This window comes from Corynebacterium nasicanis, from assembly GCF_042658165.1.
In the GTDB taxonomy this organism is placed as follows: Bacteria; Actinomycetota; Actinomycetes; order Mycobacteriales; family Mycobacteriaceae; genus Corynebacterium; species Corynebacterium nasicanis.
On record NZ_JBHSQE010000001.1, the window covers coordinates 424,510 to 447,948 of the forward strand.

At 68.4% G+C, this 23,439-nt stretch carries 21 protein-coding genes; 4 read left to right on the plus strand and 17 right to left on the minus strand.

Features of this window, described 5'->3' with window-relative positions; translation table 11 throughout:
* Positions 1-54: 54 nt before the first annotated feature.
* From ACFPUZ_RS02135 to dnaG, 14 genes are all read right to left on the minus strand, one after another.
* Complete coding sequence (locus ACFPUZ_RS02135) at positions 55-1,134, minus strand: glycosyltransferase (protein WP_376999413.1); 1,080 nt, start codon at positions 1,132-1,134, stop codon at positions 55-57.
* A complete protein-coding gene (locus ACFPUZ_RS02140) occupies positions 1,131-2,375 on the minus strand; it encodes a lipopolysaccharide biosynthesis protein (protein WP_376999415.1) in 1,245 nt (414 codons plus the stop codon). The genes ACFPUZ_RS02135 and ACFPUZ_RS02140 overlap by 4 nt, the downstream gene beginning before the upstream one ends.
* The gene (locus tag ACFPUZ_RS02145; protein ID WP_376999417.1) at positions 2,375-3,742 is read right to left on the minus strand and encodes a hypothetical protein; all 1,368 of its coding nucleotides are present in this window, start codon (positions 3,740-3,742) and stop codon (positions 2,375-2,377) included. The genes ACFPUZ_RS02140 and ACFPUZ_RS02145 overlap by 1 nt, the downstream gene beginning before the upstream one ends.
* Complete coding sequence (wecB, locus tag ACFPUZ_RS02150; RefSeq protein ID WP_376999419.1) at positions 3,739-4,869, minus strand: non-hydrolyzing UDP-N-acetylglucosamine 2-epimerase; 1,131 nt, start codon at positions 4,867-4,869, stop codon at positions 3,739-3,741. The genes ACFPUZ_RS02145 and wecB overlap by 4 nt, the downstream gene beginning before the upstream one ends.
* A 2-nt stretch (positions 4,870-4,871) precedes the next feature.
* Positions 4,872-5,963: a polysaccharide biosynthesis C-terminal domain-containing protein gene (locus ACFPUZ_RS02155; protein ID WP_376999421.1), complete on the minus strand. Its 1,092-nt coding sequence runs from the start codon at positions 5,961-5,963 to the stop codon at positions 4,872-4,874.
* Positions 5,960-6,985 (minus strand): polysaccharide biosynthesis protein, encoded by a 1,026-nt coding sequence (locus tag ACFPUZ_RS02160; protein WP_376999423.1) that lies wholly within the window; start codon positions 6,983-6,985, stop codon positions 5,960-5,962. Before ACFPUZ_RS02160 ends, ACFPUZ_RS02155 begins: the two co-directional genes overlap by 4 nt.
* A complete protein-coding gene (locus ACFPUZ_RS02165) occupies positions 6,986-8,227 on the minus strand; it encodes a glycosyltransferase family 4 protein (protein ID WP_376999425.1) in 1,242 nt (413 codons plus the stop codon).
* Between the two features lies 1 nt (position 8,228).
* Positions 8,229-8,852, minus strand: coding sequence for a sugar transferase (locus tag ACFPUZ_RS02170; RefSeq protein WP_376999427.1), 624 nt, complete (start codon positions 8,850-8,852; stop codon positions 8,229-8,231).
* A complete protein-coding gene (locus ACFPUZ_RS02175) occupies positions 8,849-9,985 on the minus strand; it encodes a DegT/DnrJ/EryC1/StrS family aminotransferase (protein WP_376999429.1) in 1,137 nt (378 codons plus the stop codon). The genes ACFPUZ_RS02170 and ACFPUZ_RS02175 overlap by 4 nt, the downstream gene beginning before the upstream one ends.
* The gene (locus ACFPUZ_RS02180) at positions 9,982-11,802 is read right to left on the minus strand and encodes a polysaccharide biosynthesis protein (protein ID WP_376999431.1); all 1,821 of its coding nucleotides are present in this window, start codon (positions 11,800-11,802) and stop codon (positions 9,982-9,984) included. Before ACFPUZ_RS02180 ends, ACFPUZ_RS02175 begins: the two co-directional genes overlap by 4 nt.
* Positions 11,799-12,710 (minus strand): hypothetical protein, encoded by a 912-nt coding sequence (locus ACFPUZ_RS02185; RefSeq protein ID WP_376999433.1) that lies wholly within the window; start codon positions 12,708-12,710, stop codon positions 11,799-11,801. The genes ACFPUZ_RS02180 and ACFPUZ_RS02185 overlap by 4 nt, the downstream gene beginning before the upstream one ends.
* A complete protein-coding gene (locus tag ACFPUZ_RS02190; RefSeq protein WP_376999435.1) occupies positions 12,694-13,317 on the minus strand; it encodes an arsenate reductase/protein-tyrosine-phosphatase family protein in 624 nt (207 codons plus the stop codon). Before ACFPUZ_RS02190 ends, ACFPUZ_RS02185 begins: the two co-directional genes overlap by 17 nt.
* Complete coding sequence (locus ACFPUZ_RS02195; RefSeq protein WP_376999437.1) at positions 13,307-14,791, minus strand: tyrosine-protein kinase domain-containing protein; 1,485 nt, start codon at positions 14,789-14,791, stop codon at positions 13,307-13,309. The genes ACFPUZ_RS02190 and ACFPUZ_RS02195 overlap by 11 nt, the downstream gene beginning before the upstream one ends.
* Positions 14,792-14,924: 133 nt before the next feature.
* On the minus strand, positions 14,925-16,835 hold the full coding sequence (dnaG, locus tag ACFPUZ_RS02200) for a DNA primase (RefSeq protein WP_376999439.1): 1,911 nt from the start codon (positions 16,833-16,835) through the stop codon (positions 14,925-14,927).
* Between the two features lie 40 nt (positions 16,836-16,875).
* On the opposite strand from dnaG, the gene ACFPUZ_RS02205 reads away from it, so the two are divergent.
* Together ACFPUZ_RS02205 and ACFPUZ_RS02210 are read left to right on the plus strand one after the other, a co-directional pair.
* Positions 16,876-17,286: a guanyl-specific ribonuclease gene (locus tag ACFPUZ_RS02205; protein WP_376999441.1), complete on the plus strand. Its 411-nt coding sequence runs from the start codon at positions 16,876-16,878 to the stop codon at positions 17,284-17,286.
* Between the two features lie 92 nt (positions 17,287-17,378).
* Entirely contained in the window at positions 17,379-17,750 is a 372-nt protein-coding gene (locus ACFPUZ_RS02210; RefSeq protein WP_376999443.1) for a hypothetical protein, read from the plus strand.
* Positions 17,751-17,760: 10 nt separating this feature from the next.
* Here the strand turns inward: ACFPUZ_RS02210 and ACFPUZ_RS02215 are convergent, their stop codons facing one another.
* Together ACFPUZ_RS02215 and ACFPUZ_RS02220 are read right to left on the minus strand one after the other, a co-directional pair.
* Complete coding sequence (locus tag ACFPUZ_RS02215; protein WP_376999445.1) at positions 17,761-19,026, minus strand: deoxyguanosinetriphosphate triphosphohydrolase; 1,266 nt, start codon at positions 19,024-19,026, stop codon at positions 17,761-17,763.
* 4 nt (positions 19,027-19,030) lie between these two features.
* The gene (locus ACFPUZ_RS02220; RefSeq protein WP_376999447.1) at positions 19,031-19,651 is read right to left on the minus strand and encodes a YdcF family protein; all 621 of its coding nucleotides are present in this window, start codon (positions 19,649-19,651) and stop codon (positions 19,031-19,033) included.
* 24 nt (positions 19,652-19,675) lie between these two features.
* Here ACFPUZ_RS02220 and ACFPUZ_RS02225 point away from each other — a divergent pair, with 24 nt between their 5' ends.
* The gene (locus ACFPUZ_RS02225) at positions 19,676-21,694 is read left to right on the plus strand and encodes a TPM domain-containing protein (protein WP_376999449.1); all 2,019 of its coding nucleotides are present in this window, start codon (positions 19,676-19,678) and stop codon (positions 21,692-21,694) included.
* A 156-nt stretch (positions 21,695-21,850) separates the two neighbouring features.
* Positions 21,851-22,894: an Abi family protein gene (locus tag ACFPUZ_RS02230; protein WP_376999451.1), complete on the plus strand. Its 1,044-nt coding sequence runs from the start codon at positions 21,851-21,853 to the stop codon at positions 22,892-22,894.
* A gap of 82 nt (positions 22,895-22,976) precedes the next feature.
* On the opposite strand, the gene ACFPUZ_RS02235 is transcribed toward ACFPUZ_RS02230, so the two are convergent.
* Positions 22,977-23,432 carry a hypothetical protein gene (locus ACFPUZ_RS02235; RefSeq protein ID WP_376999453.1) on the minus strand — a complete coding sequence of 152 codons (456 nt, stop codon included), beginning with the start codon at positions 23,430-23,432 and terminating at the stop codon, positions 22,977-22,979.
* Between the last annotated feature and the right edge of the window lie 7 nt (positions 23,433-23,439).

Genomic DNA, 23,439 nt, shown 5'->3' on the forward strand with positions numbered 1-23,439 from the left:
CGTCGTCTCGTCGGCACGTTCTCGTGCTCGAATATACGGGACGGCCGCGCCGGTCTACAGGGCCCGTCGCAGTTCCTCGACCATGCGCTCCCATCCGCCGCCGTGGACGGCGCCTCCGCTGAGCCGCTCGCGCTCCTGCCGGGAGGAGTTCCACGCCTTTTCCATCGCCGCCGCGAGGGAGGCTGCGTCCTGGGGGTCGAACCACGCGACGAGCGGGTATTCCTCCAGTGCCTCCCGGGCGTAGGCGAGGTCGGCGGCGACGATCCACACCCCCGCCTCGCGGGCCTCATAGAGCGGCAGCCCCAGGGACTCCACGAGGGAAGGGAACACCAGGATGGAGTCTCCGTGAAGCGCCAGTACCTCCTCGTGGCTCAGCCATCCCCGGAAGTCAAAGCGGGCGAAGTCCGCAGCGGCAGACTCCCCGATGAGTGTCCGCAGATCCTGCTCCTGGAGGGTGAGCGCCACCGGGCCCGCCACTCCCCTGTCCTGCAGCATCTGCACCGCCTCGTGCAGGACGCGGTGATTCTTGTAACTCGAGGCCGCGGCGGGGAAGAAGAAGCGGTTCTCCCGGACTGTCGGCCCATAAGGGAGATCCCCGCGGTCGGCCTGCTCGAAGCCGATGCTGCGCACGCGCGCGCCCGGGACGGCACTGCTCAGCTCCGCGGCCAACCACGACGTCTGGACGAAGGTGACCGCTGCCTTTCGGACGGCATGGAGGATGGGAAAGCGCAGGAGGTACTGCCGCCAGGCCAGCCCCCGCTCCCGGGGGTCGCGCCACGACAGGCGGTAATCGCGTTGGAACGGCAGGGCCTGCTGGACATACACCGCGAGGGGGAACCGGCCCCGTGCCAGGGTGTCGATGTTGTGCAGGGAGACAACCACATCGGGATGGAAGGACTGCACGGCCCGGCGGCCGACAGTCAGCTCCCCGCGCAGCCGCGACCTCCAGCCGCGGTAGTCCGGGCACGCCCGCACGATGCTCACCCGCTCCGTGGCCGCCGGGAGCTCCTGATCGGAGACGATGAACTGCCACTCGTTCCCGGTGTCTGCGGACACGGCATAGTCGACGAGGCTCTGCAGGACCGTCAGCCCTCCCCCACTGCGGGAGGCGATGCACATCACGGAGATCTTCATGAGGACTGCTCCTTCTTTTCAACGTGCTGGTCGGCACCCCGGAAAGCGCGGGCCGCGAACCAGACATAGATCAGCAGCTGCGCGAGCTGACCGCAGGCCAGCGCCCAGCCGGCGAATTCGGCGCCCCGCGTGGGCAGCCACAGCAGCGCCAGCGCCAGCGTGACCACCATGTTGATCACGCTCGTCCACAGCACCCCGCTGCGCATGCCGCCGGTGATGAGCACGGAGCGCAGGGCCGAGGCGATGTACTGCAGCGTGGCCCAGACGAACAGCGCGATGAGCACCACCTTGCCCTGGGCGAATTCCGCGCCGTAGAGCAGGCGCAGGATCGTGTCACCGAACAGCGCCGAGACCAGCAGGGAGAGCAGGCCGATGAGTCCCACCAGGGCGCAGATGCGGAAGGCGTTGTTCAGCGCGCGGCGTCCCTGCCCCGCGCGCCAGTAGGAGCTGAACCGGGGCATGAGGCCCTGGGTGACGCTGTCCACCACCGTGTTGGCCAGCACGATGACGTAGGACACGGCGGCGAACACACCGAGGGCCTCGACGCCGTTGTAGGACTCGATGAGGAAACGGGGGCCGTTCACCGTCAGGGAGCCGATGAAGAAGCCGAGGCCGATGGACCAGGAATCTCGGGTGAGCAGGAGCATCGCCTGCCGGGAGGAGCCCGCCGAGCGGGCCGTGCGCGGCAGCGTCAGGTGCCCCTGCGCAGCAGGGACGAGCAGGATCACGGCCGTCAACCAGATGGCCACGATGGCGCTGCCGCTGAAGAAGAGGGAGAGACTGAAGACGAGGGCGTAGAGGATTCCGCGCACCAGCTGGATTGCGGCGACCACGCCCATCGCCTCGAACCTCATGTGTTCGGTGAGGGAGACGTTGATCAGACCCTCGATGTTCTTCAGCACCGTCAGCCCGAGGACCATCGCGAAGGTCTCCCGGTCGGGGGCGAAGGCCAGGCCCAGGCCGATCGCCACGGGAGAGGCGAGCAGCTGCATGGCCACGCGCTGATACACGAAGGTGCGGTAACTCACCTGCTCCGGCGGGGAGGAGAGCTGGATCTGGCTGGTCCGCATGTCGGCGAAGAGGAAGATCGGGCTGGTCAGTGCCAGGGCCCAGGAGAAGCGACCGACCTCCGCCAGTGTGGCCCACTGGGCCAGGGCCACGAATGCCACGAACTGCGCCCCGAGGTAGGCGAGGTTGCCGAAGGTCAGGCGCAGCAGCTTGGCCTTGATTCCTCCCGCCATCAGCGCACCCGTCTCCGGCTCACCCGGGTCTCCCAGAACCACAGCCCGAGGAGCAGGGCCAGGGGAAAGAGCGTGCGTGCGGCCGCCGTCGACCAGCTCCCCCAGATGATGTTGAGGAGGGTGCCCGAGAGCATGGCGACGAGCATGAGGACGAGGAAGGTGGGGAACTGCGGCGCCCGGTCCAGCAGGGAGGCCAGCTTTCGGTCGAGCAGGCGGATGAACGCGATGAAGGCGAACAGGTACACCGGCGCCAGCCAGACGCCGAAGTTCCACACCGCTTCCCCGATGAACGTGCCCGCGTCACTGTGTTCCTTGGTGGCCGTCATCCACGGCTGGGTGAGTTCGACGATCTCGCGTCCGAAGCCCACGGGCTTGTCCGGCCAGATGGAGCGGGGCACGCCGGTGACGGCAGCGTTGAAGAGGGTCTTTCCCCAGGACAGTTCCACCTTTCCCTGGAGGATGGCCTCCACGATGGTGCCGGCGCTGTGGAAGGGGCCGACGACGGAGCCCACACCCTCTGATTCATCGACCAGTCCCCCCTTGCGCTGGGATTCCAGGTAGGCCAGCCGCTGGTTGACCAGGTACCACAGGATGGGGCCGGTGAGCAGCGCGGTGGCCAGCTTGGCGGTCCACGTGCCGGTGCGCAGGGAGACGACGACCACCAGCGACAGGCCGAGGACGGCGAGGTTGAGGCGTCCGAATCCGCCCAGGGACAGGCCGGTCTCCGCCAGGAACGCCGCCGCCACGACGGCCACACCCCGCAGCCGGGCGGGCATTCCGGAGGACCAGAACGTGACGATGGTGCCCGCGAGCATGGCCACCCAGGCGAAGCCGGCGGCGGAGATGTCCGCCCCGACGGCGTGGGCGCCCAGCGAGAGCACGAACATGACCACGGACAACCGGAACACGCGGGAGATGACCGCCGGGTTCTCCCCCAGCGTCCCGCTCCCGCTCGGCCGGGAGATCCGGGGCAGGCGGTCAGCGACGAGGAGCAGCCCCGCTTGAAAGAGGAACGCGAGCAGTACGACGATCGTCAGGCTGCGCGCGGTGTAGGCCTGGCCGCTGTTGTATAAGCCCAGGGCCCCGAAGCACGCGGGGAAGCCGATGAACATGAGTACGCCGTAGCTGGCCACGCTCGAGGCGGTCACCGTCTTCCGCCCGCACAGGAAGAAGCTGTAGAGGCTGAAGGCGCAGAGCACAGCGGCCGGGAGGAGGATGTCCGGCTTCTCGACGATCGGCTGCGCAAGCGCGAGCGCGGCAATCATGGCCAGCGTGAAGGCGATCGTGGCCAGCACCTGCCCGGAACCCCGGAACTCGGGCTCGGCGCCTACCTGCCCAGCCGATCGTGCGGTGGTGCGGGCCGTCATTTTCTGATGCCGGTGCGCTGAAAGTGTGAGTGCGCAGCGGAGCGGATGAAGGCCAGCACCCGGGCCGAGGTGTCGGTGATGGCGTAGTCGGCCGGCAGGACCGACTGCCTCCGCGACTCGAAGAGGGAGAGGGCGATCTCCACGGCGTCGAGAACATTGTCGCGGTCCAGCCCGGCGGCGATGATCGCGCCGGTGTCCTGGGATTCGGGGCGCTCGATGAAATCGCGCATGGTCACGGCCGGGAAATCGAGGATGCTCGACTCCTCGCTGATCGTGCCGCTGTCGGAGAGCACCAGCTTGGCGTCCTTCTGCAGCCGGATGTAGTCGTGGAATCCGAAGGGCGGATGGAACACGAAGCCCTCCTTCTCCTGCACACCGAGCGCCTCGAGGCGCTTCCGGGTGCGCGGGTGGGTGGAGACGAGGACGGGGAGATCGTACTTCTCGTGCAGGGCCGCGAGCGTCTCGATCGCCGCCTCCAGCCGCTCGGGCTTATCGACGTTCTCCTCCCGGTGCAGGCTGACGAGGAAATATCCCTGCGGGCGCAGGCCCTGCTTCTCCAGGGCATCGCTGGCGTCGATCTGCGCGGCGTTGTCCTGCAGGACCTCCCGCATCGGGGAGCCGGTGAGCAGGATCCGCGAGGAGTGAATGCCCTCGGCGAGGAGGTTCCGGCGGGCATGCTCGGTGTAGACCAGGTTGTAGTCGGACACGTGGTCCACCAGGCGGCGGTTGGTCTCCTCCGGCACGTTCTGATCGAAGGAGCGGTTGCCGGCCTCCATGTGGAATACCGGGATCTTCATGCGCTTGGCCATGAGCGCGGAGATGCAGCTGTTGGTGTCCCCGAGCACGAGGAAGGCGTCGGGGTTCTCCTCCTGCAGCACCTTCTCCGTCCCGGAGATGATGGTGCCGAGCGCGGAGCCCAGCGAGCTCGTGTCCGCCGCGAGGAAGTGGTCCGGTGAGCGGAGGCCGAGGTCCTCGAAGAAGACCTCGTTGAGTTCGTAGTCGTAGTTCTGCCCGGTGTGCACGAGGACGAGATCGGTGTGGGCGTCGAGAAGCTTGATCACAGAGGACAGGCGGATGATCTCCGGCCGGGTCCCCACGACGGTGACGATTTTCAGACGGGTCGACATGGTTACACAGCCTCCACAATGGTGTCCGGGTTGTCCGGGTCGAAATGGTCGTCGGTCCAGAAGTTGGTGAGCAGAATGTCGTCGCCGGTGTTCTCGATGCTGTGCGTCCACATCGTGGGCATGTCGATGGCCACGGGCTCGTCGCCGCTGACGTCGAAATGCCGCACCTCGTCGGTGAACATCTTGCGCAGGGAGATCCGGGCCCGCCCGGAGAGGACGAGGAAACGCTCCACCTTGCGTCGATGGTAGTGGCCTCCGCGCACCACGCCCGGCACCGTCGTGGAGAAGGAGAACTGCCCGGTCCCGCCGAAGGTGCGGATGATCTCCGTGAAGGACCCGCGCGGATCCGCGTGCTTGAGCAGCGGCATCTCGGGGCGCGCCAGGAACATGTACGAACGGTAGGTGTTGAAGAGGTCCCGGGTGAACTTCTCCGAGAGGTCGGGGATCTCGCCCGCGCGGTACACGCGGTCGATGTCCCGGAGCCGGGCCAACAGCCCGGAGACGGTCTCCTGCTGTTCAGGGGCGGTGTCGACGGTGTCGACGGTGCCGATGAGCAGGTCGGCGGCGTCCTGCGCGTGCAGGAGGGTCAGCTGCTTATCGACGTCCACGCTCGGCGCCTCCCCCGCCACCAGCAGGTGGCAGAAGGTGGCGGTGACCGCGTTGTAGAAGGGGCGGCCGTGCTCCCCGAAGAGATTGGGCAGCACGACGTCGACGAACTGCGCCCCGACGGACTCCGCCGCGGCCCGCAGGATGTCCCCGGCCTCCGCCTTCGCGGAACCGTACACGCTGCCGTTGCCCGCCTGGGTCGAGTTGGCGTAGACCACCACGGGCGGCGGGGTGGCAACAGTGGTGAGCGCCTCGGCCATCTGCCGGGCGAAGAGCAGGTTGCCCGCGCGGACCTCGTCCTCGGAGGCGCGGTTGACGCCGGCGAGGTGGATGAGACGCTCCGCGCCGTCGAGGGCCCGGCGGGCCTGCTCGACGTCGAAGTGTTCGCCGACGGGGAGCACGGCGACGTCGGCACCCTGCTCCTGCAGGGCGGCACGGGTGTGCCAGCCGAGGAAACCCCGGCCCCCGGTCAGTGCGACGCTGCTCATGACCGTGCCTCCACCAGCTGGCGCATCTCCGGCAGCTGCAGCAGGAGCTCCTTGGTTTCTGCGATGCTCAGCTGCTGCGTGGACAGCGACGTGTAATCCTCAGCCAGGGGCAGCTTGGAGGCCCCGGCGTCGAAGTAGAGCTCGTACTGGAGGGAACGGGCGTCGAGCGGGACGCGGAAATAGTCGCCCTCGTCGACGGCCTTGGCGATCTCCTCGCTGCTCAGCAGGGCCTCGTGCATCTTCTCGCCGTGGCGGGAGCCGATGACCTGGATCTCCGGGTCATCGTTGCCCAGCACGCTGGCCACCGCCCGCGCCAGGACCTCCACGGTCGCGCCGGGCGCCTTCTTCACGTAGATGTCCCCGGGGTTGGCGTGGAGGAACGCATACTCGACCAGCTCGACGGAATCGGCCAGCGACATGAGGAAACGCGTCATGTCCGGGTCCGTCAGGGTAAGCGGCTTCCCCTCCTGCAGCTGGCGGACGAACATGGGGATGACCGAGCCGCGGGAGTACATGACGTTGCCGTAGCGGGTCACCGACACCGTCATGTCCGAGTCGGGGAAGTTACGCGCGAACGCCTGGGCCGTCTTCTCCATGAGGGCCTTCGACATTCCCATCGCGTTGACCGGGTACACGGCCTTGTCGGTGCTCAGGCACACCAGGGAGCGCACCCCGGCCTCCGCCGAGGTCTTGATGACGTTGTCGCTGCCGACCACATTGGTCAGCACGGCCTGCTGCGGGAAGAACTCGCAGGACGGGACCTGCTTGAGGGCCGCGGCGTGGAAGACGAAATCGGCCCCGCGCACGGCCGGAGCCAGGCTCTGCGCGTCCCGGACATCGCCGAGGAAGAAGCGCAGACGCTCATCGTTGAAGCGGCGGCGCATCTCGTCCTGCTTCGCCTCGTCCCGGCTGAAGATGTTGATCTGCGCGGCACCCTTGTCCAGGAGGTTGCGGGCCATGGTGGATCCGAAGGACCCCGTACCACCGGTGATGGTGACCACCGTGTCATCGAATGAGCTCATCTACTTGTCCTTGTCGATCGAATCGGTGGGGTTGTACACGGTGCCTGCCGCGGCGGCGGCCAGCACGGCCTCCACCGCGTCCACGCCCGAGCGGCGGGAGAAGCGCTCGAGATAGACCTCCCGGGTGCGCCGCCGCAGGTCCCGGTACTCGGCCGGGTCCATGCTGTCCGCCGCGCGGAACACCCGCGCCAGGGCCTCCGGGTCCTCCCCGTCCGCGGTGAATCCTACGCCGAGGTCGTCGACCAGCATGCGCAGATCGCCCTGCACGGTGGTGATCACCGGCACCCCGTGGGCGATGGAGCCCTGGAACTTCGAGGGGATCGTCCCGCGGAAGACCTCCAGGTCACGGAGGGTGACCAGGGAGAAATCCGCCGCCTCGTAGATGGCGGGCATCTCCTCGCGGGGGACGGACCCCCGGAAGGTGACGTTCGTGCAGCCGAGTTCCTCCGCCAGCGCCTTGACCTTCTCGCGGGCGATGCCGTCGCCGACGAGGGTGACGTGGACGGAGGTGTCCTCCACGAGGTGGGCGGCCCGCACCACGGTCTCCAGGTCCTGCATGTCGCCGATGTTCCCTGCGAAGAGGATGGAGGTGGTCGCGGGATCCTTCTCCTTCTCCGCGGGGGCAGCGGAATCATCCGCCCAGTTGTAGATGAGCGAGGTCCGCGCGGCCGGGGAGCCCCGGCCGATGAGGGTGCGCACCATCGTCGGCGCGATGCCGATGACGGCGGCGGCGCGGTCATAGACCCGCCGCAGCCAGGGATTGAGCACCGTCCGGATGACGGGGCCGGCCGGGGACTGCGCGATCATCGAGGATTCGAGGATGGAGTCCGGCCACAGGTCCTGGACGTGCAGGACGTAGGGGGCGCCGCGGAATTTCCGCCACAGCCAGGGCCCCAGGGCCGGGGTCATCTGGGTCGCGTAGACGTAGATGACGTCGACGCCCCGGGCATAGCCGCGTGCCGACGCCGCCGTCAGCGCGAAGGACACGTAGTTGAGGATCCGCCGCGCGGGGTTGTCGGAGTGGTCGGCCAGCAGCGGCACCCGCAGCACCTGCACGTCACCGTGCTGCTCGCGGCTGCGCCAGCGCTGTCGGTAGCCCGGGAAGATCTTGCCCTCCGGGTAGTTGGGGAAGCCCGTGAGCACACGGACCTCATGGCCGCGCTCGGACAGTCCCTGGGCGATCTCGGCAGGGATCGCCGCGCCCTCCGGCGGGTAGTACTGCGTGAGAACGAGAATCTTCACCCTATTCTCCCTTCTTCCCGAGGTCCGCGAACGGGGTCATGGTGACGTGCCCTTCCTCGCTGATGCCACTGCGGCGCAGGACCGTCCCCAGGGTGTCCCGCAGAATTCGCAGGTCCAGCGCGAGGCTGCGGTTGTCCACGTACTCGACGTCGAGCTCGAAACGACGCTCCCACGGCACCTGGTTGCGGCCGCGGACCTGGGCCAGGCCGGTGACCCCGGGGCGCACCTCGTGGCGGCGGGCCTGCTCAGGTGAGTAGTGCTCCAGGTACTCGACGAGCAGGGGGCGGGGCCCGACCAGACTCATGTCGCCCTTGAGCACGTTCCACAGGGTGGGCAGTTCGTCGAGGCTGGTGGAACGCAAAAACTGCCCGAACGTGGTCAGCCGCTCCTCGTCCGTCTGCCGGTCCTCGCTCGGGGGCAGCATGGTGCGGAACTTCACCAGTTCGAAGACCTGGCCGTTCCGGCCCGGGCGGGGCTGCCGGAAGAGGACCGGGCTGCCCAGGCGCGCCCGGATGAGTCCCGCCACGAGGAGCTGCACGGGGGCGGAGACAACCAGGCCGACGGCGCTCACCGCGATGTCGGCCAGGCGCTTGGTGATGTCGAACAGCGCGCGACGGATGTTCATCGTGCCTCCAGGAAGCCGGTGACTGCATCTTGGATGCGGGCGATCTGCGCGGGCTCCAGGTTGGAGCCGCTGGGCAGCGAGAGTCCGTGGCGGAAGAGATGCTCGCCGGTGCCGTCGGTGAACACGCGGTGCCCGGCGTACACCGGCTGCAGGTGCATGGGCTTCCAGATGGGACGGGACTCGATGTTCGCCGCCTCCAGCGCCAGGCGCAGATCGTCTGCGGTGAAGCCCGCCGGGCCCGGATCCACGAGGATCGAGGACAGCCAGAAGTTGTCGCGGGTCTCTCCCCCGTCCACGCCGGAGGGCTCACCGAAGACGGACACGCCGGGGGTGTCGGCGAAGAGCTCCCGGTAGAAGGCCCGGTGCCCGCGGCGGCGCTCGATCATGTCGTCCAGGCGGGAGAGCTGGGCGCGGCCGAGGGCGGCGAGGATGTTTGACATGCGGTAGTTGTAGCCGACGTCGACATGCTCGTAGTGCACGACGGGCTGGCGGGCCTGGGTGGCCAGGTAGCGCACGTGGTCGGCGAAGTCCTCGTCGTCGGTGAGCAGCGCGCCGCCGCCGGAGGTGGTCATGATCTTGTTGCCGTTGAAGGACACCGCCGCGGCCTGGCCGAACGCCGCCGCGGACCGGCCATTGCGCACGGCCCCGAGGGATTCGGCGGCGTCGGAGAGGACGGCGGCGCCGTTGAGCTCCGCGAGGGCGTCGATACGCTCATGATCGACGACCTTGCCCAGCAGGTCGACCGGGACCACGGCCTTGACGTTGTCGATGGACGCGAAGGCCCGCTCCAGCAGGGCGGGGTCCATGTTGCCGGACTCGTCGGCGTCGATGAAGACGGGCTCGGCGCCGGTGTACATGATCGCGTTCGCCGTGGCGGCGAAGGTGAGCGAGGAGGTGAGGACCACATCACCCGGGCCCACGCCCAGGGTGAGCAGCCCGAGGTGCAGCGCCGCGGTGCCCGAGGACAGCGCGACGGCGCGGCGGCGACCGCAGTAGGCGGCGAGCTCCTCTTCGAAAGCGTTGACCTCGGGGCCCAGCGGGGCGACCCAACCGGAACGGATGGCGCGGACGAGGGCGGCCTCCTCCAGCTCCGTGACATCGGGCGACGACATGTAGATCTTGTCGGTGCTCATCGAGACGATTCCTTCGTGTTGTGGGGGGTCGTGCCGAGGCGGCGCATGAACGACTCCTTGTCCAGGTGGTCGGGTGCCAGGGTGTCCACGGACGTGTGGGAGATGAGGGGATGGAAGGGGCGGTCCTCGCTCTCCCCGGCACCGACCAGTTCCTCGTGCAGCTTCTCGCCGTCCCGGAGACCTGTGAAGACGATCTCGATGTCCTTCCCCGACATGGCGATCATGCGCTGCGCGACCTCGAGGATGCTCACGGGCTCGCCCATGTCGAGGATGAGCACCTCCCCCGAGCGGCCGATGCCGCCGGCCTGCAGCACGAGCTGGCAGGCCTCGGGGATGGTCATGAAGTAGCGCGTGGCGTCGGGGTGGGTCACCGTGAGGGGCTTGTCCTCGGCGATGAGGCGGATGAACGTCGGCAGCATGGACCCGCGGCTGCCGATGACGTTGCCGAAACGCACCGAGAGGTAGTTGCGGCCGGTGGTGTGGCCGAACCAGGCGGTGATCTTCTCCGCCACGCGCTTGGAGTGCCCGAGTGCGCTGGTGGGGTTCGCGGCCTTGTCGGTGGAGATGTTGATGAACGTCTCCACGCCGACGGCCTCCGCGGCCTGCAGGACGTGGAGGGTGCCCAGGACGTTGGACTTCCAGGCCTCGTCCGGATACTGCTCCAGCATGGGCAGGTGCTTGAGCGCCGCGGCGTGGAAGACCACCTCAGGCCGACGCGCGCGGAAGATGGCCTCGAGCGTGTCGGCCTCGCGGATGTCCGCCAGCACGACGGCGTTGGTGTCCAGCAGGCCGTTGCCGTGCACGCTGATGAGCGCCTGCTGCAGACCGGTCTCATCCCGGTCGAGCATGATGAGTTCGGCGGGCCCGTACTTGGCGATCTCGGTGCACAGCTGCGAGCCGATGGAGCCGCCGGCCCCGGTGACGAGCACGCGCTTGTCCATGAGATAGGACGCGATCTCGGAGACGTCCGTCTCCACCGGCTGGCGGCCGAGAAGATCCTCGATGGAGAGGTCACGCAGGTCACCGCCCTGCACGCCGCGCGCGACGACCTGGCCGATCGGCGGCATGACCTTGACGGAAAGCCGACCGCGCTTGGCCGCGTCCTGCACCCGGCGGAGCAGGGCGGCGTCCGCGGCGCCGATGGCCACGATGAGCACCGTGGCACCGGTCCTCCGGGCCGCCTCCTCGATGTCGGCGAAGGTGCCGACCACCTGCACCCCGTGGACGTTCCGGCGCGCGAGGTTCGGGTCATCGTCGATGACGCCGACGGGGCGGTACGGCGACGCGGGATCGGACATCATCCAGCGGATGAGGTTGCTGCCCACGTAACCGCCGCCGAGGATGAGGGCGGGCTCGGAGTCGGGGCCGGGCTGGCGCGCCCGGCTGACCAGGATGCGGGCGAGGAAACGCACGCCGAGCATCATCATGAGCGCGCCCGGGGTGGCGATGAGCATGACCCCCCGCGAGATCCCCCACGTGCCGCCGAAGATGAGGGAGACGATCCACAGGACGCTGCCCACCGCGGCGGTGGCGAGGAACACTCCCACCGTGTCCTCGAATCCGCCCGCCCGGAAGCGCATTCCCTTCCGGTAGAGGTTGAGGACGAGCCCGAACACCAGCTGCAGAGCGGCCGCCCCGACGAAGAAGCCGGCGTAGATGCTCCAGGAGATCTGGTCGACGGCGAACTCGTAGCGCAAAAGCGCCGCCAGCACGATGGCGATCATCCAGAGGAGGACGTCGATGAAGTAGAGGAACCTGCCGACCGGGAACTTCCGGAGGTACTTCTCCCCCAGGAGGCCGCGCGAGTGAGCCGTCATGCCGCACCACCGAGGGCGAGGGTCGTCAGCTCATCGCCGACCCACAGGAGGGTGGATTCCCCTGAGTTGGCCAGTGCGATGCGCCCCTCCGGGGCGCCCGTTTCGTGGCAGTCGGACGCCAGGACGGTGCCGACGTGGTCGATGGTGGTGAGCCGGATCCCACGGCAGGTGCCGTCCCCGGCCTGGGCCAGGATGAAGGCGTCTCCGGCCGTGGCCGCCGCGAGGACCTCGCCCGTGTCCGGGCGGCTCCAGCGCAGACCGCGGTCGACGGAAAGTGCCGGGGAACCGTCCCGGCAGGTGACGATGGCGTGGTAGCCGTTCGCGGACATTCCGGTGCCCTCACACGGCAGGGACTGCGGCCCCTCCGGTGCGCCGACGGTCTCCGGGTCGGCCGGGTTGAAGAACCAGGTGCCCTCGACCGGCAGCGGGCCGGTCCAGGTCGCGCCGCGGTCGACGGAGCGGTAGAGGCCCGGCGCGCAGTCCTCGTCGAGCGCGACGACCTCCAGGTGCGTGCGCCCGAGGGGCAGCAGCCGGAGGATCTGCGTGGCGCCTGCTGCCGCGGGGGAGACTTCCGGACCCCACTCGCGGCCACCGTCCAGGGAGATCTCGACGGAACCGGGCTCCGCGCAGGAGCCTCCGTCCGAGCGCATGGCAACGTCCCCGGCGAGGGCCAACAGGTCCTGGGACAAGGGCGGGGCGGGAGGTGCCTCGGTCGGGGTCACCTCCGGGACGGAGGTGGGGATGGCGGCCGGCCGTTCCGGCAGTCCCCCGTGTTCGCGTGCCGACGTCCCGGTGACGGCGAGGTAGGACAGCGCCACGGCCACCACTCCGAGGAGTGCGATGAGCAGCACGGGCAGCAGCAGGGAACGCTGTCCCCCACTGCGGGACTGTTTATGACGTGGAGACATGTGAATCCTCCTGAGCAACCCGCACGAGCAAGGCCACGACGGCGTCCACCGCGGCTTCGATGTCCGCCGCCGAGGTCTCGTGGACCGACAATTCCCGACGGTAGGGATCGACGACGTCGTCCTCCTCCGGATCGGCAGGCAGAGCGTGCATGCTGCGGCTGAGCGCCACGGCGCGCACGGCCGCGCGGAGTCGCTCAACCGGGGAGGCCGCGGCAGCCCGCAGTTCCTCCTCCAGGATGTCCTCCGGCAGGGCTGCGGCCAGCCGCGCGAACTCCCGGATGGTGAACACCCGACGCGTCACCGGCGGGTGGAGCTCCACCACGTGACGACGGTGCTCGCGTGACATCGCCAGCACCAGATCCGTTCCGGCGAGCAGCTGCTCGGTCGCCGCGCGGGCGCGGTGATCGGAGGTGTCCTCCACTCCGAAGGACTCCGCCACCGCACGGCTGACGTCGAACATCGGGGCGCCAGTGAGCGGATGCGTCCCCGCAGAATCGACCTCGATCTCCGGGATGTCCCGCAGCTGGGCCGCCAGCAGATACTTCGCCAGCGGCGAGCGGCAGATGTTTCCTGTGCAGATCGTGAGGATACGGAAGTTATCGCTCACTGGACTCGACCTCGGCACTAGATGTCAAGGCATGCTGCTCGGCAGCGAGCACCACGTCGTTGTTTTCGGCGGTGTCAGCGGTGTCGGCAGGCTCCTCGGTCGTCGAGAAGCTCGGGTCTCCGTAGGTGTAGGCGCCGTAGCCGTAACCGTAGAGACCGCTCTTCTTGGCGGGCATGCGGGTGGCCACGATGCCGTACACGTTGGCGCCCGCCGTCTCGAGCGAACGCAGGGCCTCCGCCAGTTCCGGCTTCTGCGAGGAACCGGTGGCCAGGACGACGAGCAACCCGGAGGCGAGCTTGCCCAGCACCGCGGCATCCGTCACCGCGAGGACCGGAGGGGCGTCGACGATGACGTAGTCGAACTCTTCGCGCAGCTGCTGAAGCAGCGCGTCCATGCGGTCGGAACCGAGGAGCTCACTGGGGTTGGGGGGAATTCGGCCGGCCGGCAGAACGTGGAACTGGTCGCGACCCCACCGCTGGAGCACATCGTCGAGCTCCGCGCGGCCGATGAGGACATCGGTGAGGCCGGCGCCTCCCTCGATCCCCAGGTACTTGCCGAAGACCGGCAGGCGGAGGTCGCCCTCCACCGCCACGACCCGCGCGCCGGTCTGCGCCAGGGCGAGGGCGAGGTTGAGCGAGGTCGTCGACTTACCTTCGCCGGGCTTGGCGGAGGTGACGGCGAACACCTTCCCTTTGGCGTCGGTGTTGAGGAACTGCAGGTTGGTGCGCAGCGTGCGGTAGGACTCCGCCTGCGGGCTGTTGGGCCGCGTCTGCACGACGAAGCGCTCGTTGCGCACGTTGGCATTGTCGACGATGTGCCCGAGGATCGGCTTCTGGGTGATGTTCTCGATGTCCTCGTGGGAGTAGATGCGCCTGTCGAGGACGCTGCGCAGCACCGCGATACCGAAACCGATGACCAGGCCGGCCAGCAGGCCGAGTGCCAGGTTGACCGGCACGTTCGGGCTGACCGGCTCCTCGGGCACCAGCCCCGTCTGGGTCGGGGTCAGGCTGACGAGGCTGCCTCCGTTGACCTCCGGTTCCAGCTGCGTGTGCACGACCTCCCGAAAGCTGGCGCCGACCGCGTTGACGATCTCGGCGGCCTGCTCGGCCGAGGGGCTGGTGGCCACGATGTTGATGAGGGCCGAATCCGCCGGCGAGGAAGCGGAGACGAACTTCGCCAGCTCCGCCCCCGACATGTCCAGGTTCAGTTCCTCGACCACCGGGTCGAGGACCACGCTGGAGGTGACCACGGCGACGTAGCTGTTGACGATCTGGCGCGAGTAGGTCGCACCCTGCACCAGGTCACCGGTGTTTCCGCCGTCGGAGCGCACCGAGACGTAGAGCTGGGTCCGAGACTGGTACTCCGGCGTGATGAGGAGGGACGCTCCGGCACCGGCGATGAGGCCGATGAGAGTGGACACCACCACGAGCACCCAATGTTTGCGGAGGATGAGTGCGTACTCGCGTAGTTCCATTGGCGGTGGGCCCTTCTGAGACAAATGACTATACCGGTGGGACACTATCAAAACGGGACGACGTCCGTCCCATCACGATCCCCACCTGGATCATCGCTTGCTCTCAGCATTTCGTAACGTCGGGCATCCCGCGTCACTCCCCCGGCAGCCCCCGGAATGCGCGTTCGTTGAGGTTTCGGCGCGCCTGCTCGAGGGCCACGAGGTCGGCGAAGAGGGAGTTGTAGGCCTGTTCGTCGTCGGAGGGGCGCATGCGCTGCAGCTGGCTCTTCAACTGCGCGATCTGGTTGCCCACCTCGGCCTCCTGGAGGCGGGAGAGCACGGAGTCGGCGTAGTCGCGCAGATGCTGGGCCTCGATGATGATCTCCTCGACGGCCAGTTCCGAGACGAGGTTGCGCCCCAGAAGGTCGGTCATCTCCCCCGCGACGGTGGCGATCCAGTCCACCCCGCTGTGTGCGGCGGCCACTCCCCCGGCGCGGCTCATCCCCTCGCGCACCAGGCGGTAGGCGGGGTGGGTGAAGGCGTCGGCACTGAGCCCGTCGAAGTAGGAGCCGGCCGTCTCCGGGTGCTGCAGGGCGAGCTTGAGCGATTCCCGCTGCGGCCACAGATAGGGGTCGCGCGGGTTGGGCATCGGCACGGCCGGGGTGTTCTGGACGGGCGTGGAAGTGGCGTCGTCGAAACGCACGGCGCGGCGCTTCTTCTCCTCCTTGGGTCGCCGGGCCTCGGCCCGCACCTGCTGGACGACCTCTTCGGTGTTCGCCCAGCCGACCCAGCCAGCAAGCTGCCGGGCGTATTCGGACTGCAGGACCGGGTCCTTGATGCCGGCGACGACGGGCACCGTGCGTCGCAACGCCTGGAGGCGGCCCTCAACCGTGTCGAGGTTGTGCTCGGCCAGCATCGACTCGACGACGAACTGGAACATGGGGATGCGGTCGGCGACGAGGTCGCGCACGGCGGCGTCGCCCCGCTCCAGGCGCAGATCGCACGGGTCCATCCCGGCGGGGGCGACGGAGACAAACGACTGGCCGGTGAACTTCTGATCCCCCTCGAAGGCGCGCATGGCGGCCTTCTGGCCCGCCTCGTCGCCGTCGAAGGTGTAGATGAGTTCGCCGCGGAAGTAGTTGTCGTCGAGCATGAGGCGGCGCAGGATCTGCAGGTGATCCTCGCCGAAGGCCGTGCCGCACGACGCGACGGCCGTGGTCACCCCGGCGGCGTGCATGGCCATGACGTCGGTGTAGCCCTCGACGACGACGGCCTGGTGCCCGGCGGCGATGTTCTTCTTCGCCACATCGAGCCCGAAGAGCACCTTCGACTTGTTGTACAGGAGGGTGTCGCGGGTGTTCATGTACTTGCCCATCTGGTCATCGTCGAAAAGCTTGCGGGCACCGAAGCCGATGACGTTGCCGGACAGATCCTTGATGGGCCACAGGAGGCGCCGGTGGAAGGCGTCGATGGGTCCCCGCTTGCCCATCTTCGACAGACCCGCGGCCTCGAGCTCCTTGAACTCGAAACCCTTGCGCAGCAGGAACTTGGTCAGGGTGTCCCAGCCCTCCGGGGCGTATCCGCACTCGAAGGCGTAGATGTGCTCCTGGGAGAAGCCGCGGTCGAGGAGAAACTCCCGGGCCTTCTGCGCCTGCGGGGTCTCCAGCTGCTCGCGGTAGAAGAGGTGGGCGGCCTTGTTGGCGTCGATAAGCCGCTTGCGCGTGCCCGGCTCCTCGCGCCGCGCGCCCGTGCTCCCGCCCTGGTAGTTGATCGTGTACCCGATCTGCTGGGCGACGGCCTCGACCGCCTCGGGGAAGGAGATGTGCTCCATCTCCATGAGGAAGGAGAACACGTCCCCGCCCTTGCCGGAGGAAAAGCAGTGGAAGTAGCCGCGGTTGGGGCGCACATGGAAAGAGGGGGTGCGCTCGTCCTTGAAGGGGCTCAGACCCTTGAGGGAATCGTGCCCGGCGGGCTTGAGCTGGACGTACTCGCCGACGATCTCCTCGATCTGGGCACGCTCGCGGATCGCCTGGATGTCACTGTCCGGAATACGCCCCTTAGCCATGGTGAACAGGGTACCGCGCCGGTCAAGTTAGAATCCGGGCGTGAAGAAGAACTCTGTCCTGGCGACCCTGGGCGCCGTCCTCCTCGCGGGTGCCGCCACGTTCTACGGCGTCAACATGGACCCCACCGCAGACCCCGCCACCGACGACCCCGATACGTGCGCAGTGGCGACCCTTCCCGACGAGGCCGCACCCGTCATCGACGACATCCTCTCCGGCGGCCCCTACGAGTACCCCGGCGAGGACGGCGGTCACTTCGGCAACTACGAGGGCCTGCTGCCACCGGAGAAGAACAGCTATTACCGCAGCTTCACCGTGGACACCCCGGGCATGCGCCACCGCGGCCCGAAGCGCATCGTCGTCGGCGGCGGCACGAAGACGGACCCGGAGGTCTGGTACTACTCCGAGGACCACTACGAGAGCTTCTGTCTCATCCCTGACGCGGAAGACTGACGCGGAAAAGTAGGGCCCTTAATAGCGCCCGTTGAGCGGGCGGCGTTGCTACTCTCAAGGTGACATTATCCGTGACACGCAAGGAGCTCCCCATGATCAAGTCCCGCCGCATCATCGCCGCCACCGCGGCCCTCACCTTCGCCGCCTCCGCGTTCCTCTCCCCTGTCGCCTCGGCGCAGGACCGGTGCAACAACGAGTGCGAGCGTCAGTCCTCCGAGGCAGCTGTGCCGCTGCTCGTCCTGGGTGGCCTGGCGCTGAGCAGCCACGGTCCGGTCGGCGATCAGCTGGCTGCCGTGAACACCCAGGTCCAGCAGTCGCTCGGTATCTTCAACAAGCAGCTGGCCGACACTGCCGCCCAGTTCGCCGGCCCGGTCGCCCACGTGGGTGGCGCACTGCTCGTCGGCAGCGCCATCGTCGGTTCCAGCCAGGACTCCGGGTGCCAGAACGAGTGCGGGCCCCGCTAGGACCCCTCTCCTACCCCAGATGCACAGCCAGTCCCGCCGAGCGCTTCGCCAGCCGCTCCAGGCGGGACTCTGTCATGGAGGCGATCTGATCGACGATGACGCGCTGCCGCGCCGCGTCCGAGGCCGCCTCCTCCCACCACGCCCGGTACATCGGATCGAGTGATCCGGGGGCCCCGGCGGTGAGGTAGTCGAAGACGCGGAAGATCCTCTCGCGCTGGCGGTCCTGCCGGTCGAGGTGGGTGGGCAGGTCCATGACGTAGAGCACGGCGATGGTCTTGAGCAGCGTCACCTCGGCCAGCGCCTGCGGCGGCACCACCAGCTCGCCGTGCTGACGGCCGAGCACCGGCTGCCCGGCCGTGGCACCGACGGTCGCGCCGACGTAGCGGCCCACCAGTTCCGAGGTCATCTTCTTCAGGTGCGCGTACCCGGCCAGGGTGTGGTCGAAGTCGACGGCGCGGTTGACCACGGCGAGCTGACGGAGGGAGTCGGCGGCGTCGAGAAGCATTTCGGGGGTGCCGCCGAAAGCACGGGCGCCCTTCTCTGCCAGCGCGGCCAGTTCCACGAGGTCCCACAGCACGTGGAGGGTGATGCGGCCGGAGACGATGCCGTCCTCGACATCGTGGACGGAATAGGCGATGTCATCAGCCCAGTCCATGGTCTGTGCCTCCATGGAGGGGCGCTCGTCGGTGTGACCGGCGCGCAGCCAGGCCAGCACCTCCGCGTCCTCGTCGTAGCAGCCGTACTTGCGGTTGATGCTCCCGTCCGGACTGGTGCGGGTGCGCGGGTACTTGCAGGCGGCGTCGAGCGCGGCGCGCGTGAGGTTGAGCCCGAAGCTCACCCCCTCCTCCGAGACGATCTTCGGCTCGAGGCGGGTGAGGATGCGCAGCGTCTGCGCATTGCCCTCGAAACCGCCGCAGTCCGCGGCCACCTCGTTGAGGGCGACCTCTCCGTTGTGCCCGTACGGCGGGTGCCCGATGTCGTGGGTGAGGCCGGCCATCTCGCAGAGATCCGGGTCCAGGCCCAGCCCCGCGCCGATCCCGCGGGAGATCTGCGCCACCTCGAGCGAGTGCGTCAGCCGCGTGCGTGGGGTGTCGCCGTCGCGGGGGCCGACGACCTGGGTCTTGTCGGCGAGGCGTCGCAACGCGGCGGAGTGCAGCACGCGCGCCCGGTCCCGGCCGAAATCCCCCCGGTGGTCGGGCCGCGAGTCGGCGAATTCACTGCCCTTGGGGGTCTCCGCGTACCGACGCTCGACGTCGGCCGCCGTATATTCGTACATCACTTCACTCTCCGGCCAGCGCATCATGACGCGCCCGACGTGAGGGCCGCAGACCGGCCTCCACCCCGCGCAACAGTGTTTCCAGCCTATCCGCCCAGTACCTGCCCAGGACGCGGGACACATCGACCACGAGCATCCCGCCGACCTCATGCACCAGCGTGCGCCACCACGCGGCCGCGGGCCAGCGCGTGGGACTGGTCTGCGTCGGCGAGGCCACCGCCTCCATCCCCGCCTGCCGCGCCAGGATCTCCGCGCGCAATGCGTGGTGGGGGTCGGTCACCACGATCACCCGCCCGGGTTCATGCTTATCGACGAGCCCCCGGTACGACCCCACCGTGTCATTGCCCTGCGCCACCTCGGTGACGGCGCCCGCGGGCACGCCCCTGTCCACGAGGTAGCTCCGGCCGACCTGCGCCTCGGTGAAACGGTCGCCGGGCAGTTTCCCGCCGAGGGTGTACACATGCCTCGCGGCACCCGCGTTCCACAAGGTGAGCGCATGGTCGAGCCGGGCAGCGAACTGGCGCGAGGGGGTGCCGTCGTACTGCGCCGTACCCAGCACCACGAGGCTGTCGGCCGGGGCGGGAGGACGGCGGCGTCGATAAGCGTGGAGGAGAATACGGATCACCCACCAAACGGTAGTCTGGGCGGCATGAAACGCATGCTGCCCCGCCCGAAGACCCTGGCCGCCGCCGCCGTGATCGGCGCCGCCGCGCTCATCGGTGGCGCCCCGCTGGCCCTGTCGGCGACCACCGTCCAGGCGCAGGCCCCGGCCACCTCGGTCGCCCCGGAGAACCTCACCACCCCGGTCACCGACTACTCCGGTGTGCTCGATGCCTCGCAGAGCGCGGACCTCACGGACAAGATCCAGCAGTACAAGATCGACTCCTACAAGACCATCTACGTGGTCTACCTGCCCAGCTTCGGCGGCCTGAGCCCCGAGGAGTGGACCGAGCAGGCGGTGACCGCGAACGGCGGCGACAACACCGTGATCATGGCCGTGGCCACCGCGGACCGCCAGTTCGGCATCAACGGCGGCAGGGAATGGCCGCAGTCGGAGGTCGACCGGATGGCGGACGCCGCGTTCCCGCACCTGGCCACCGACGACTGGTACGGGGCCGCCGACGCCGCCGTCACCGCCGCCGCCACCTCGGGCGAGATGTCCGGCGAGTCGCTGGCCTGGCTGGGAGGCGGCGCGGCCGCCGCCATCGCCGCGGGTGGTGGCATCTACACCTACTCCCGCAGGAAGCGGAAGCAGAACGAGGCGGCCGTCCTCGCGGATTCCCGCGCCATCGAGCCGAGCGACACCCGCCGCCTCTCCGCCCTGCCGATGGAGACCCTCGAGCAGCTCGCCCAGGAGGAGCTCATCTCCACGGACGAGTCCATCCGCCGCAGCCGCGAGGAGCTCGACCTGGCCATCGCCGAGTTCGGCCCCGAGCGCACGCGCTCCTTCACCAAGGCGATGAACCACTCGACCACCACCCTGCAGAAGGCCTTCGCCCTGCAGCAGCGCCTCAACGACTCCATCCCGGAGACCGAGGCCGAGCGCCGCTCGATGCTCGTGTCCATCATCTCCTCCTGCGGCCAGGCCGACGACGCCCTCGATGCCGAGGCCGAGGCCTTCCACGAGATGCGCAACCTGCTGGCCACCGCCGACCGCAAGATCGACGAGCTCACGCAGGCCACCGTCGACCTGCGCACCCGCCTGCCGCGTGCCGCGGAGCAGCTCGGCGGCCTGCGTTCCCGCTACGCCCCCGAGGTACTGGAATCCATCGACCACAACGTCGACCTGGCCGGCGCCGCCCTCGACGAGGCCGAGAAGTCCCTGGCCACCGCCCGCGAGCTAGAGGCCCGCCCGGCCGGTGAGCAGGCCGGTCTCGTCGACGCCATCCGCGATGCCGAGCACGCCATCGAGGTCGCCGACCGCATGCTCGGCGGCATCGAGCGTGCCGACGACAACATCGCCACCGCTCAGGCCCAGCTCGGCGACCTGCTGCAGGAGGTCGAGGACGAGATCCGCGAGGCCGGCGACCTCAAGCGCCGCGGCATCTCCGAGGGCGCGCGCGCCGACTGGCAGACACTCGACGAGGTCGTCGGCCGCGCCATCGGCATCGTCGATAAGGCCCGCTCGATCTCTTCGCAGGATCCCCTCGGTGCGTTCACCATGCTCACCGACATCGACGGCGAGCTGGACGAACAGCTCGACCGGGTCCGCGAGACCACCGCCGACCAGACCCGCCAGCTCCAGCTTCTCGACCAGCAGCTGCAGGCCTCCGGCGTGTCCATCCAGTCCGCCGAGGACTTCATCGCCTCCCGCGGCCGCGTGGTCAAGGCCGAGGCCCGCACCATGCTTGCCGACGCCAAGCGCCTCCAGGCCCAGGCCCTCCAGGTGCGTACCTCCGAGACCCGCCAGGCCACCGACTTCGCCCGCCGGGCGACAACCGCCGCCAAGCGCGCCCTCCAGCGCGCCCAGGCCGACTACAACGACTACCAGCGCCGCCAGCAGATGAACCACCGGGGCGGCGGATCGAACATGGGCGGAATCGTCACCGGCATGGTCATCGGCCAGATTCTCGGCGGCGGCGGCCGCGGAGGCGGATTCGGCGGTGGTTTCGGCGGCGGAGGAGGTTTCGGCGGCGGAGGCGGCGGCTTCCGCGGCGGCTCCTTCTAGGCCCACCCTGAAAAACTGACCTCGCCCCCGTTCGGGGTGGGCAATGTGACCGCACGGAAGTCACCTGCGTAATCTGGGTCGCATAAGCCACCGGCCCCCTCTGTCAACTTCGGTTGTCAAGGGGCCGGTTTTCATGTTCTCGGTTAAAATCCCGCCATGATGGACGTGAAGCCGTACCTAGACCATGGTGACCTCGTGGCGGGGCTCATAAACACGGGTTTGAGAATCACGGACGTTGACGCGGCCGCAGTCCTCCTGCAGAAGTACGGTTACCACCGACTGTCCGGATACCGTTATCTCTACCGGCAACGGCTCGCGCAAGAAGAAGTTTCGCGGGAATCCCGGCGGTTTCGCAGTAAAGAGCACGTACCAGGCTCGTCCCTTGACGACGTCGTCCAGTTGGCTGAATTCGATGTCCGACTTCGTTCCGTCATGGCGGAGGCCATCGAAGACTTTGAAGTTCGGCTCAGAACGGCAGTGGCACATGCGATCGCACGCAGGTCGGAACTTGGGCACCTGTTCGTCGAGCATCTCGACAAGGGACGCTGTTCCAAAGTTCCCCCCGGCAGGAGTCAGACGAGCCATGAGATCTTCCTCTCGCAGGTGCAGGAAGTAACAGAACTGGCCCACAGGCGAAACGACGACTTCGTGGTCCACCATCGTCAGGTCTACGGTCCCGATCTCCCGGTGTGGGCGGTTGTGGAGCATCTGACTTTCGGCACGCTCGTGTTCCTCCTGGACTACCTCAAGGACGAGGACAAGCGGTCGGTGGCCAACACTTTCGGGGTGCGGCACCCGGCCCAGTTCGTCAAGTGGGTCCGCGCCATCGGAGCACTCCGAAACGATGTCGCGCATGCTGTACGGCTCTTCAATAAACCACTGAAGAACCAGATTGCGATCCCCGGCAACGCCGCCAGCGAATGGCCCCTGCTGTGCAAGACGGCACGACATCTCGGGCGCGGCAAAAACCTCCCCGAGGCCCAACGCCCCTCTCGACGGGTGTATGCGCACGCTGCAGTTTTGGCCTACCTCCTCAGGATTCACCCAGCCGGGTCCTTGTGGTGGGACTCCTTCCGGCAGATCGTGGACGGATTCCCGGAACACCCGACCGTCGCGCTCTCCCCTGAAGAGAACATGGGCTTTCCCGCCGGGTGGAGAGACGACCCACTGTGGTGTCCCGACGATCTAGGCCCACCCTGAAAAGCTGACCTCGCCCACCTGGAGTTCGGAGAAACCCCAGGTGGGCGAATGTATTGATGTCAGCGAATCAGGCAGGCCCCGGTCAGACCCGCGGGCGACGCACCGGGGAGTCGACGAGGACGCAGCCCCAGGACAGGAACACGGCGTCGATGGGCGGCAGTGATTCGTAGCCGGGGCCGGCGTGGAGTTCGACCCGCCCGGAGATGAGGGGGCGCACGCGGGCCATGACACGTCCGCGGGCATCGTGGATGTGGCGTTCCTTGCGCCAGAGGCTGGTGCGGCGCAGAACGTACTCGCGGCCGGCGCAATCGGCGTGGAGGGTGCCCACGGTGAAACCGTTCTGGGCCAGGGTGAACACGCGGCCGTCGCCGATGGTGGCCCGGGCACGGAACTGGATGGGCCCGGGCTCGGATTCCACGAGCAGGCGCTCGGCGCGGAAGAAGATGACGTCGGAGCGGACGGTGGCGATGAGCTCGCGGTGGGCATCAAAAAGCTCGTTACCCTCCCAGCACCAGGGGGCGGGCGCCCGTTCCTCCATGACCATC

Coding starts and splice junctions, on each gene's coding strand:
- ACFPUZ_RS02170 (WP_376999427.1), bottom strand. CDS start 8,852: ATGAACATCCGTCGCGCGCTGTTCGACATCACCAAGCGCCTGGCCGAC.
- ACFPUZ_RS02185 (WP_376999433.1), bottom strand. CDS start 12,710: ATGTCTCCACGTCATAAACAGTCCCGCAGTGGGGGACAGCGTTCCCTG.
- ACFPUZ_RS02140 (WP_376999415.1), bottom strand. CDS start 2,375: ATGGCGGGAGGAATCAAGGCCAAGCTGCTGCGCCTGACCTTCGGCAAC.
- ACFPUZ_RS02225 (WP_376999449.1), top strand. CDS start 19,676: ATGAAACGCATGCTGCCCCGCCCGAAGACCCTGGCCGCCGCCGCCGTG.
- ACFPUZ_RS02145 (WP_376999417.1), bottom strand. CDS start 3,742: ATGACGGCCCGCACCACCGCACGATCGGCTGGGCAGGTAGGCGCCGAG.
- ACFPUZ_RS02175 (WP_376999429.1), bottom strand. CDS start 9,985: ATGAGCACCGACAAGATCTACATGTCGTCGCCCGATGTCACGGAGCTG.
- ACFPUZ_RS02180 (WP_376999431.1), bottom strand. CDS start 11,802: ATGACGGCTCACTCGCGCGGCCTCCTGGGGGAGAAGTACCTCCGGAAG.
- ACFPUZ_RS02210 (WP_376999443.1), top strand. CDS start 17,379: ATGATCAAGTCCCGCCGCATCATCGCCGCCACCGCGGCCCTCACCTTC.
- wecB (WP_376999419.1), bottom strand. CDS start 4,869: ATGTCGACCCGTCTGAAAATCGTCACCGTCGTGGGGACCCGGCCGGAG.
- ACFPUZ_RS02235 (WP_376999453.1), bottom strand. CDS start 23,432: ATGGAGGAACGGGCGCCCGCCCCCTGGTGCTGGGAGGGTAACGAGCTT.
- ACFPUZ_RS02195 (WP_376999437.1), bottom strand. CDS start 14,791: ATGGAACTACGCGAGTACGCACTCATCCTCCGCAAACATTGGGTGCTC.
- dnaG (WP_376999439.1), bottom strand. CDS start 16,835: ATGGCTAAGGGGCGTATTCCGGACAGTGACATCCAGGCGATCCGCGAG.
- ACFPUZ_RS02215 (WP_376999445.1), bottom strand. CDS start 19,026: ATGTACGAATATACGGCGGCCGACGTCGAGCGTCGGTACGCGGAGACC.
- ACFPUZ_RS02230 (WP_376999451.1), top strand. CDS start 21,851: ATGATGGACGTGAAGCCGTACCTAGACCATGGTGACCTCGTGGCGGGG.
- ACFPUZ_RS02155 (WP_376999421.1), bottom strand. CDS start 5,963: ATGAGCAGCGTCGCACTGACCGGGGGCCGGGGTTTCCTCGGCTGGCAC.
- ACFPUZ_RS02135 (WP_376999413.1), bottom strand. CDS start 1,134: ATGAAGATCTCCGTGATGTGCATCGCCTCCCGCAGTGGGGGAGGGCTG.
- ACFPUZ_RS02160 (WP_376999423.1), bottom strand. CDS start 6,985: ATGAGCTCATTCGATGACACGGTGGTCACCATCACCGGTGGTACGGGG.